Raw genomic sequence first — 12,042 nt, forward strand, 5'->3', positions numbered from 1 at the left:
GGCGGTTTCCGGGACCCGGACAACCGCCAGGAGTCGACCTTCGCGTGCCCGGTCAGCGGAGGAGCGTCAGGGCGGTGGTGTGACGGGGGCGCACGGCCGGCCGCGCCGGTTTTGGGAGCCCGGCCGGCCCGCCGCAGGACGTGACACGATCGTCGCTGGAACGGGCTCAGCGGCTCCACGGCAGGCGGATCGGGTGCGCTGGAGGCTCCGCGCCAGCCAGTGCCGTGACCAGGGTCGCGAGGTTGAGCGGATCGACGGTCTCCGACGTCGCGGTCAGCTCGTCGACCGTCCACCAACGGTGGTCGGCGTCCGCGTCGATGGTGGGCGCGTGCCGGCGCAACACAAAGAAATCATTGCGGAGTACGCCGCTGGTCCAGCCCACGCTGGCGTACCCGGTGGCGATGGCGACGACATCGCCGAGGTCGGCGGCGGCGACCGCGACGCCGGTCTCCTCGCGCAGCTCGCGGGCGGCGGCCTCGGCCGGCGACTCGCCCGGTTCGACCCCGCCGCCGGGGGTGCGCCATTGGTGGCCCGCCGCCGGGTCGTCGGCGTCGCGCAGGCAGCGGAACAGCAGGACGCGTCCGTCGTCGTCGAGCAGCACGACGCGGGCGGATTGTCGGGGTATGTTGCCGTCCGGCTCGGTCACGGATGGCTCCTGAGCTGCGGCATAGCGGGGATCATAAGCACGGCTCGAGCCGGAGTGGGTCCGTCGCGCGGCCGAAAATCGCACAGCTCCGGCCGACGCGCGAGAGGCGTCGGCCGGCGACAATACACCGGGTGGCCGATTACGGCCTGTTACCGGCGGGCATCGTCAATACGTGCCGCTTGAGCTGCTGATTCTGTTGCGACGTTAACTTACCGACACATTCCGTTAATCTTTGCCCGGCGGGCCAGGCGGGGGAGCAGTGCCGCGGCGACCGCGATCGCGACGGCCGCCGAGCAGGTCAGCACGCCGAGGTCGGGCCCCGTCGGTCGGGATCGACCGCGAGGTCGACGCGGACGGCGGGAGTGTGGTCATGGAGCCTCCTCGTCGGCCGGGTCGGCCGGGTCGGCCGGGTCGGTCTCGCGGCAGAGGTGGCCGGCCTCGGTGAGCTGATTGATCAGGGTGCTGACCGGGTTGCCGGCGAGCCGGAGCTCGCGCGCGGCCGCAGGGACGCCGATGCCGGTTTGACCTCGATCCCCGGACGCGTCATCCAGATGAACGTCCGCTAGCGCATCGAGCGGTTGGTGACAAGTCATTGACGCATCGTCATGGATGCCGATACCGTTCAGTTCCTGATCAAGACACACACGGGGGTACTACTGTGGATGATCGTGGCTCGATGCTGCCCTGCGCGCCTGTCCGGCGGCAGGGGCGGTGGCTAGCGGCGCTTCTCGCCCTCGCAGTCGGCGGGGCGGTGCTCACACTCGCCGAGACGCCCGCGAGCGCGGCGGACCCTAAACCGAAACCGCCCGTGTGCGCCGACGTCCGGACTGACGTTGAAGCAGCGCAGAAGGAGGCTCAGGCGTGCGGCAAGCGCGTCGAGGTGCTGGCGGACCGCACCGAGACAGCTCAGACCTTCGCCAACTCCGACGGCACAATGACCGTGGAGGAGAGCGTCACCCCGGTCCGGGTGCGCCGCGGCAGTTCGTGGGTGCCGGTCGACACCACGCTCGCCAAGACCGCTACGGGGTTCGCGCCCAAGGCCACAGTCCTGCCGATGACGTTCTCCGGCGGTGGGAGCGGGCCGTTCGCCAAGCTTGCCAACGGTTCCCACGAACTGGCGCTGTCGTGGTCGGGCAAGCTGCCGGCACCGACCCTGTTCGGTGACACGGCCGTCTACCGCAACGTGCTGCCCGACGTGGACCTGCGCGTCACGGCCACGGCGACCGGCTTCTCCGAGGTGTTCGTCGTCAAGACGCCGGAGGCGGCCGCCAACCCCAAGCTCGCGTCGCTGAAGTTCGGACTGTCCACCAAGGGCGTCACCCTGCGCGCGACCACGGCCGGCGGCCTGGCCGCCACAGACAGCAAGGGCAAGGCGGTCTTCACCGCGCCCGCGCCGCTCATGTGGGACTCCACCGCGGCGCCGGACGACAACGGCGGCACCGACGCACAAGCGCCGTCGACCAAGACCGGCGCCGCGCCCGCTGACGGGTCCGCGACGTCCGCCGACGGTGCCAAGAAGACCACGACCGCCGGTGACAGTGCGGACCAGCGTGGCCCGCCCGGGGCCAAGGACATCCGCAAGGCCGTCATGCCGGTCAAGGTCGACAGCGACACGCTCGTCATCACGCCGGTTCAGGATCTGCTCAAGAACCCCCGGGCCAAGTTCCCGATCTACATCGACCCCAGCTTCTCCGGAGCCATCTCCGGCAACGCCTGGACGACCGTGTGGTCGAAGTACCCGAACAGCTCGTTCTGGCGGGACAGTACCGCCCTCCTGAACGGCTCCACCAACGGTACTGTGGGCGCCGGCCGCACCGAGGACTGCAGCAGTTGCGCCGACTACGTCATCCGCACGATGTTCAAAATGGACATCACCAAGGCGTACAAGAAGCACGTCACCTCGGCCAAGTTCATGATCGAGCAGCGGCACTCGTGGACGTGCAGCCCGAAGTCGAACGCGAAGCTCTGGCTGCTCAAGAGTGACCCCGCCGCCAGCACGACCTGGAACAAGCAGCCGACGTGGAATGGCAGCTACACCGCGACGACGGCGGCGAACCGCAAGGTCGGCGCGATCCATGGTTGCTCCGGCCCGGGGACCATCGAGTTCAACGCCACCGCCATGGTCGCCAAGGCCGCGGCGACCTCGAAGACCGTCTCCGTGGGCCTGCGCGCCATCGACGAGAGCACGAAGCTGCAGTGGAAGCGCTTCAAGCACAGCACGGCGAAGCTGTCGGTCACGTACAACACCAAGCCGAACGTGCCCGCCACCCGTGTCTCCGACACAAAGGCCTGCGCCACCGGCACCAGCCGCCCCTACGTCCTGACCGCCACGCCGGTCCTCAAGGCCCAGCAGTACGACGCGGACGGCGCCGAGGAAAGCGACCTCAAGACGTACTTCTACTGGTGGGCGCAGGGCGGCGCGCGCAACGAGACCGACAAGTTGACCTACCAGGGTGGCTACACCGCGACCGCCTACGGGAACGTTCCGGCCGGCAAGCTTGTCGACGGCGGTACCTACGTGTGGCAGGCCCGCTCGTACGACGGCGTCGACTACAGCGACTGGTCGCCGACGTGTGAGTTCACCGTCGACCTGACATCGCCACCGACGCCCGGGGGCATCGCCTCCACGGAGTACCCCGCCGACGGGGCGCCGCACGGCGGCGTGAACCTCGCCGGCACGTTCACGATCACGGCGGCGTCGCCGACCGAGGAGATCACCGGGTACGCGTACACGCTGGACTCGGGCATCCAGCCGTCCGGCGCGGACTACGTGGCCGCCCAGGCCGGCACGTACGGCGCGACGGTGACGATCGTGCCCAAGCGCGACGGCGTGTTCACCCTGCGCGTATGGGCCAAGGACAAGGCGGGCCGGTACTCGACCACGCCGAAGACCCACACATTCACGGTCCGGGCCGGTTCCGGCCCGGCGACCGACTGGGTGTTCGACGAGGCGTCCGGTAACGCGATCGACAACACCGGTCACAACAACGCGCTGACCATCACCGGCGGCACGCGGGTGACGGGACGCGGCGGCCAGGGCAGCGCGCTCAGCCTCAACGGCAGCTCCCAGTACGCGGCGACGGCCAGCGCCGTCACCACGCCGCACCCGGACACCGGCGTGGCCACGGCCGTCCGTACGGACCAGAGCTTCACCGTCTCGGCCCGGGTCCGCATCAGCACCACCGGCGGCACCGAGCAGAAGGGCATCGTGACGGCCAGCGGGTCGCGGACGTCCGCGTTCACGCTCGGCTACTCCGGGCCGGACAACAAGTGGCGCTTCGCGATCGCGGGGTCGGATGTGGACGCCCCCACCGTCTACGCGGTGCTGTCCAACGCCACCGCGACCGCGAACAAGTGGACCCACCTCACGGGTTCGTACAACGCGAGCACCGGCCAGGTGCAGCTGTACGTCAACGGCGTCCTGCAGACCGCCACGGCGACGGTGAGCGGCGGGTTCAACGCCACCGGCTCCGTCGTGGTCGGTCGGCGGCTGTGGGCCGGCGCGTACACGGGCTACTTCGGCGGCCTGGTCGACGACGTGCGGCTGTACAACTTCGTCGAGACGGCCACGCGGGTCGGCGAGCTGGCGGCGCCGCTGCCGGCCAAGGTGACCTTCCCGAACGGCACCTCCGTGAACGCCGGCCAGCCGATCACCGTCGTCTTCGACGGCGGCGGGGACGAGAACGTCACCTCGTTCAACTACGCGGTGGACAGCACGAACCTCACGCTGACCGCCACGCCCGGCACGCCGGGCGGCACGGTGACGAAGACGATCGCGACGACGGCGGCGAAGACGTACGTGCTGTACGCCGTCGCCAACGACGCCAACTGGGCGGGACCCCGGTCCCAGTTCTCGTACACCGCGACATCGGCGGCCAGCATCTACGGCACGGTCGTCAACGGGTCCGCGGGCAGCGTGCCGCTGCCGGGTGCCTCGGTCGGTCTGGGGCCGCTGGGGCAGGCGCCCACGCTGCAGACGACGGCCGGGTCGGCCGGTGAGTACGGCTTCTCGGCCCTCGCCGTGGGCGAGTACACGCTGTCCGGCTCGTACGGCGGACGGTGTGGCCTGACCGGCTCCACCGACATAATGATCGACGCGCCCGACATCGCATGGGATCTGGAACTGTTTGCCAACGATGGCTACACCTGCGCCGAGCAGACTGCCTCGTTCGCGGCGGCCACCACGACCGTGTCCGCGCTGACCGGCGACAACGTCACATCCAAGATCACGTTGCCATTCGCCTTCCCGTTCTACGGGCAGGTGTTCTACGAGGCGTGGATCGACAGCAACGGCTACGTGACGTTCCTCGATCCCGGCGGATCGTACCCGTACACCGGCACCGGGAACGTGCCGCAGGTCGCCTCGCCGAACGGTGTGGTCGCGCCCTTCTGGGACGACCTGGTGGTCGACGCGTCCGCGAGCGTGCGCACGTCGCTCACCGGCACGGGCAGCGCGGCGCGCTTCACCATCGAGTGGAACAACGTGTACCGCAAGGCGAACTCCAGCCAGCGGTTGTCGTTCGAGACGATCCTCGCGCCCGACGGCACGGTGACCACGAACTACACCGGGCTGGACACCGACGCGGAGAAGGGCGCGGCCGCGATCGTCGGCATCGAGGCGCCTTCCGGCGAGAACGGCCTGGTCTACTCCAAGTCGCAGCCGGCGCTGCAGAACGGCCGGGCGGTCGTGTTCACCGCGCCGGAGACGGTGTCGCTGTTCGACCTGTCCGGCACGCTCAAGGACGCGGCGGGCGTCGCGGTCGTGGGCGCCACGGTGTCGATCGAGCCGCTGGGCCTGACGGCCGTGACCGGCACGGGCGGCACGTACCAGTTCAACGACCTGCCGGCCGACAGCTACGGCGTCTCGGCCAAGGTGGGCACGCGGTGCGCCACGGTCGCCCGGGCGCAGGTGGAGCTGACCGCCGACACCGTCACCAACCTGCAACTGCAGCCCGACTACGGCGGCATGGGGTACGCGTGCTCGACGGTGGCGTCCGCCTACCGCTCCGACACGACCGTCTTCAACGTCGGCACCACCCCGTTCACGGGCGATGAAGCACGTGCACCCATGACTTTCCCGTTCCCGATCAAGTACCACGGCACGTCGTACACGAGCGGATGGGTGGACACCAACGGTCTGCTCGGGATGGGTCCGGTCCCGAACATGGCGGTTGACGCCACCTACAAGAACCTCGCCATGCCGAACGCCAACGTGCCCAACGGCGTGCTGGCACCGTTCTGGGACGACCTGGATGTGGACAGCTCGGCGAGCGTCCGCACCCTGTCGACCGGATCGGCGCCGAACCGGACCTTCGTGGTCGAGTGGCGCAACGTGAAGATGTACCCGAGCCTCGCGCGGACCACGTTCGAGATTCTCATGCACGAGAACGGCGAGATCACGTTCGCGTACGCCGGTGCGACGACGACGGCGGCGCAGCGGGCGGACATGGCGACCATCGGCATCGAGGCGGGCTCGGGCACAGCCGCCAGCCAGTACTCCTTCGAGGAGGACGTGCTCACGGGCAACCCGTCGATCAGGTACACGCCGGCGGCCCCGGGCACGGTGTCCGGCACGCTCACCACGGCCGTGACCGGCACGATCGTCGCTGGTGCCACGATCACCCTCACGCCAGCGGGCCTGACGAGCAACACGCCGCTGACCACGACGACGGACTCGTCCGGCAACTACCAGTTCACCTCGGTGCCGGTCGGTGAGTACCTCGTCAACGCATCGACCAACGACGGGCGATGCGCTGGTCAGGCGGCCGAGCAGTTCATCAACCACAAGGGCGGGACCAGCGACATCGACCTGTCCGTCATGACGGCCGGCGACGAGGGCGGCTACACCTGCACCTACGGGACCCAGACGTTCGTTCCCGCGGCCGGCGACACGGGCGCGACGGGCGACTACTTCCGGGTGCCGTACGAGCCGGACTTCCCGATCAAGCTGTACGGCGAGGTGTACACCAAGGCCTGGATCAGCGACGACGGCGTCATCACGTTCAACAACCCGGACGACCGGGGCGGCATCCCGTGGCTGGCCACGCCCATCCCGTCCGCCGGGCCGGACGGCGAGCCGAACGCCGCGGTGTACCCGTTCTGGTTGGACTGGGAGCTCGACTCCCAGTCGAGCCTGCGCACGGAGGAGACGGGCAGCGCACCGAACCGACGGTGGATCGTCGAGTGGCGCAACGTGAAGTACGCGGGTGACGCGAACCGCCGGGTCACGTTCGAGGCGATCTTCGACGAGAACGGCGCCATCACGTTCGCGTACTCCGGGATCGACACGGCCTACCCGATCGAGCGCGGCTCGATCTCCACGGTCGGCATCGAGGACGGCCAGGGCAGCATCGCGTTCCAGTACGCCAACCGGGACGCGTGGCTCTCCTCCGGCCAGGGCGTGAAGTTCCTTCCCGGCACGCCCGGCCCGGGAACGGTCTACGGTGCCGTGACCTGCCAGGGTGACGCCGTGGCGGGCGCGACCGTGGCCGTCGGGGGGCAACAGGCGACCACGGCCGCCGACGGCACCTACTCGATCAGCAACGTCACCGCCGGCACGTACGCGGTGGTGGGGACGGTGCCCAGCGGGACGTGCGTCGGCTCCAAGGTGCTGCCTGTCACGGTCGGCACCGGCACCGACCGGATGATCGACTTTGAGTTGACGGCCACCGCCGCCAACTCCGGCTACACGTTGGTGGAGCAGGCGACAACCTTCGTCCCCGCGAACACCACGGTGCTGACCATCCCGAAGGACGACAGCTACGCCAGCGTCACCTTCCCGTTCCCGGTCAAGCTCTACGGGCAGACGTACACCAGCGGCAAGGTGGCGGACAACGGCTTCATCACGTTCGCCACCACCAGCGGTGACCCCGGCGGCCCACAGGCGATCCCGTCGGCACCGAGCACGGGCAAGCCCGGCGCCGCGGTCTACCCGTTCTGGTACGACTGGGTGGTCGACAGCCAGTCGAGCGTCCGAACGGCGTCGACGTCGGACGCCGCGCCGAACCGCAAGTTCATCGTGGAGTGGCGCAACGTCCGCAGCTTCCAGGAACCCGGTATCCGGGTCTCGTTCGAGGTGATCTTCGAAGAGTCCGGTGCGTTCACCTTCGCGTACACCGGCATCGACGGCACCTCCACCGAGCTCGGTAGCGGCGCCACCATCGGTATCGAGAACGCGGCGGGTACCGCCGGCCTCCAGTACACCTTCCGTTCCCCGGTCCTCAAGATCGGTAACGGCGTCCGGATCAGTCCCCCGACTTCCTGACCGAGTTCGACGAGTTTTCGGAGGTTCCCGGTGACGTCGCGCCCTTCTGACGATGAGTTGGTCCAGGTTCGTCCGCCTATGCCGTGGCCGGACCGGCTGCGCCGCAACGCCCGGCGACTCGTCGCCATGGCTCTCGNGCGTTGGGGGCGCCGCCGACGCCGCAGTCGGTGCCGGCGGTGCCGGTGTCGANGTGCAGCTGTACGTCAACGGCGTCCTGCAGACCGCCACGGCGACGGTGAGCGGCGGGTTCAACGCCACCGGCTCCGTCGTGGTCGGTCGGCGGCTGTGGGCCGGCGCGTACACGGGCTACTTCGGCGGCCTGGTCGACGACGTGCGGCTGTACAACTTCGTCGAGACGGCCACGCGGGTCGGCGAGCTGGCGGCGCCGCTGCCGGCCAAGGTGACCTTCCCGAACGGCACCTCCGTGAACGCCGGCCAGCCGATCACCGTCGTCTTCGACGGCGGCGGGGACGAGAACGTCACCTCGTTCAACTACGCGGTGGACAGCACGAACCTCACGCTGACCGCCACGCCCGGCACGCCGGGCGGCACGGTGACGAAGACGATCGCGACGACGGCGGCGAAGACGTACGTGCTGTACGCCGTCGCCAACGACGCCAACTGGGCGGGACCCCGGTCCCAGTTCTCGTACACCGCGACATCGGCGGCCAGCATCTACGGCACGGTCGTCAACGGGTCCGCGGGCAGCGTGCCGCTGCCGGGTGCCTCGGTCGGTCTGGGGCCGCTGGGGCAGGCGCCCACGCTGCAGACGACGGCCGGGTCGGCCGGTGAGTACGGCTTCTCGGCCCTCGCCGTGGGCGAGTACACGCTGTCCGGCTCGTACGGCGGACGGTGTGGCCTGACCGGCTCCACCGACATAATGATCGACGCGCCCGACATCGCATGGGATCTGGAACTGTTTGCCAACGATGGCTACACCTGCGCCGAGCAGACTGCCTCGTTCGCGGCGGCCACCACGACCGTGTCCGCGCTGACCGGCGACAACGTCACATCCAAGATCACGTTGCCATTCGCCTTCCCGTTCTACGGGCAGGTGTTCTACGAGGCGTGGATCGACAGCAACGGCTACGTGACGTTCCTCGATCCCGGCGGATCGTACCCGTACACCGGCACCGGGAACGTGCCGCAGGTCGCCTCGCCGAACGGTGTGGTCGCGCCCTTCTGGGACGACCTGGTGGTCGACGCGTCCGCGAGCGTGCGCACGTCGCTCACCGGCACGGGCAGCGCGGCGCGCTTCACCATCGAGTGGAACAACGTGTACCGCAAGGCGAACTCCAGCCAGCGGTTGTCGTTCGAGACGATCCTCGCGCCCGACGGCACGGTGACCACGAACTACACCGGGCTGGACACCGACGCGGAGAAGGGCGCGGCCGCGATCGTCGGCATCGAGGCGCCTTCCGGCGAGAACGGCCTGGTCTACTCCAAGTCGCAGCCGGCGCTGCAGAACGGCCGGGCGGTCGTGTTCACCGCGCCGGAGACGGTGTCGCTGTTCGACCTGTCCGGCACGCTCAAGGACGCGGCGGGCGTCGCGGTCGTGGGCGCCACGGTGTCGATCGAGCCGCTGGGCCTGACGGCCGTGACCGGCACGGGCGGCACGTACCAGTTCAACGACCTGCCGGCCGACAGCTACGGCGTCTCGGCCAAGGTGGGCACGCGGTGCGCCACGGTCGCCCGGGCGCAGGTGGAGCTGACCGCCGACACCGTCACCAACCTGCAACTGCAGCCCGACTACGGCGGCATGGGGTACGCGTGCTCGACGGTGGCGTCCGCCTACCGCTCCGACACGACCGTCTTCAACGTCGGCACCACCCCGTTCACGGGCGATGAAGCACGTGCACCCATGACTTTCCCGTTCCCGATCAAGTACCACGGCACGTCGTACACGAGCGGATGGGTGGACACCAACGGTCTGCTCGGGATGGGTCCGGTCCCGAACATGGCGGTTGACGCCACCTACAAGAACCTCGCCATGCCGAACGCCAACGTGCCCAACGGCGTGCTGGCACCGTTCTGGGACGACCTGGATGTGGACAGCTCGGCGAGCGTCCGCACCCTGTCGACCGGATCGGCGCCGAACCGGACCTTCGTGGTCGAGTGGCGCAACGTGAAGATGTACCCGAGCCTCGCGCGGACCACGTTCGAGATTCTCATGCACGAGAACGGCGAGATCACGTTCGCGTACGCCGGTGCGACGACGACGGCGGCGCAGCGGGCGGACATGGCGACCATCGGCATCGAGGCGGGCTCGGGCACAGCCGCCAGCCAGTACTCCTTCGAGGAGGACGTGCTCACGGGCAACCCGTCGATCAGGTACACGCCGGCGGCCCCGGGCACGGTGTCCGGCACGCTCACCACGGCCGTGACCGGCACGATCGTCGCTGGTGCCACGATCACCCTCACGCCAGCGGGCCTGACGAGCAACACGCCGCTGACCACGACGACGGACTCGTCCGGCAACTACCAGTTCACCTCGGTGCCGGTCGGTGAGTACCTCGTCAACGCATCGACCAACGACGGGCGATGCGCTGGTCAGGCGGCCGAGCAGTTCATCAACCACAAGGGCGGGACCAGCGACATCGACCTGTCCGTCATGACGGCCGGCGACGAGGGCGGCTACACCTGCACCTACGGGACCCAGACGTTCGTTCCCGCGGCCGGCGACACGGGCGCGACGGGCGACTACTTCCGGGTGCCGTACGAGCCGGACTTCCCGATCAAGCTGTACGGCGAGGTGTACACCAAGGCCTGGATCAGCGACGACGGCGTCATCACGTTCAACAACCCGGACGACCGGGGCGGCATCCCGTGGCTGGCCACGCCCATCCCGTCCGCCGGGCCGGACGGCGAGCCGAACGCCGCGGTGTACCCGTTCTGGTTGGACTGGGAGCTCGACTCCCAGTCGAGCCTGCGCACGGAGGAGACGGGCAGCGCACCGAACCGACGGTGGATCGTCGAGTGGCGCAACGTGAAGTACGCGGGTGACGCGAACCGCCGGGTCACGTTCGAGGCGATCTTCGACGAGAACGGCGCCATCACGTTCGCGTACTCCGGGATCGACACGGCCTACCCGATCGAGCGCGGCTCGATCTCCACGGTCGGCATCGAGGACGGCCAGGGCAGCATCGCGTTCCAGTACGCCAACCGGGACGCGTGGCTCTCCTCCGGCCAGGGCGTGAAGTTCCTTCCCGGCACGCCCGGCCCGGGAACGGTCTACGGTGCCGTGACCTGCCAGGGTGACGCCGTGGCGGGCGCGACCGTGGCCGTCGGGGGGCAACAGGCGACCACGGCCGCCGACGGCACCTACTCGATCAGCAACGTCACCGCCGGCACGTACGCGGTGGTGGGGACGGTGCCCAGCGGGACGTGCGTCGGCTCCAAGGTGCTGCCTGTCACGGTCGGCACCGGCACCGACCGGATGATCGACTTTGAGTTGACGGCCACCGCCGCCAACTCCGGCTACACGTTGGTGGAGCAGGCGACAACCTTCGTCCCCGCGAACACCACGGTGCTGACCATCCCGAAGGACGACAGCTACGCCAGCGTCACCTTCCCGTTCCCGGTCAAGCTCTACGGGCAGACGTACACCAGCGGCAAGGTGGCGGACAACGGCTTCATCACGTTCGCCACCACCAGCGGTGACCCCGGCGGCCCACAGGCGATCCCGTCGGCACCGAGCACGGGCAAGCCCGGCGCCGCGGTCTACCCGTTCTGGTACGACTGGGTGGTCGACAGCCAGTCGAGCGTCCGAACGGCGTCGACGTCGGACGCCGCGCCGAACCGCAAGTTCATCGTGGAGTGGCGCAACGTCCGCAGCTTCCAGGAACCCGGTATCCGGGTCTCGTTCGAGGTGATCTTCGAAGAGTCCGGTGCGTTCACCTTCGCGTACACCGGCATCGACGGCACCTCCACCGAGCTCGGTAGCGGCGCCACCATCGGTATCGAGAACGCGGCGGGTACCGCCGGCCTCCAGTACACCTTCCGTTCCCCGGTCCTCAAGATCGGTAACGGCGTCCGGATCAGTCCCCCGACTTCCTGACCGAGTTCGACGAGTTTTCGGAGGTTCCCGGTGACGTCGCGCCCTTCTGACGATGAGTTGGTCCAGGTTCGTCCG

Annotated in this window: 4 protein-coding genes; 2 read left to right on the plus strand and 2 right to left on the minus strand. The window is 69.1% G+C overall.

Features of this window, described 5'->3' with window-relative positions; all coding sequences use genetic code 11:
• Positions 1 to 166: 166 nt before the first annotated feature.
• Both ABD211_RS04410 and ABD211_RS04415 read right to left on the minus strand, forming a co-directional pair.
• Entirely contained in the window at positions 167 to 646 is a 480-nt protein-coding gene (locus ABD211_RS04410) for an NUDIX hydrolase (RefSeq protein WP_344126465.1), read from the minus strand.
• A 368-nt stretch (positions 647 to 1,014) separates the two neighbouring features.
• The gene (locus ABD211_RS04415) at positions 1,015 to 1,290 is read right to left on the minus strand and encodes a hypothetical protein (protein WP_344126467.1); all 276 of its coding nucleotides are present in this window, start codon (positions 1,288 to 1,290) and stop codon (positions 1,015 to 1,017) included.
• Between the two features lie 164 nt (positions 1,291 to 1,454).
• Here ABD211_RS04415 and ABD211_RS04420 point away from each other — a divergent pair, with 164 nt between their 5' ends.
• Positions 1,455 to 7,910, plus strand: a complete 6,456-nt coding sequence (locus tag ABD211_RS04420) for a carboxypeptidase regulatory-like domain-containing protein (protein WP_344126469.1) — start codon at positions 1,455 to 1,457, stop codon at positions 7,908 to 7,910.
• 190 nt (positions 7,911 to 8,100) lie between these two features.
• Positions 8,101 to 11,967, plus strand: coding sequence for a carboxypeptidase regulatory-like domain-containing protein (locus ABD211_RS04425; RefSeq protein WP_344126471.1), 3,867 nt, complete (start codon positions 8,101 to 8,103; stop codon positions 11,965 to 11,967).
• Positions 11,968 to 12,042: the final 75 nt, after the last annotated feature.

It is taken from the genome of Luedemannella flava (genome assembly GCF_039528515.1).
Taxonomy (GTDB): Bacteria; Actinomycetota; Actinomycetes; order Mycobacteriales; family Micromonosporaceae; genus Luedemannella; species Luedemannella flava.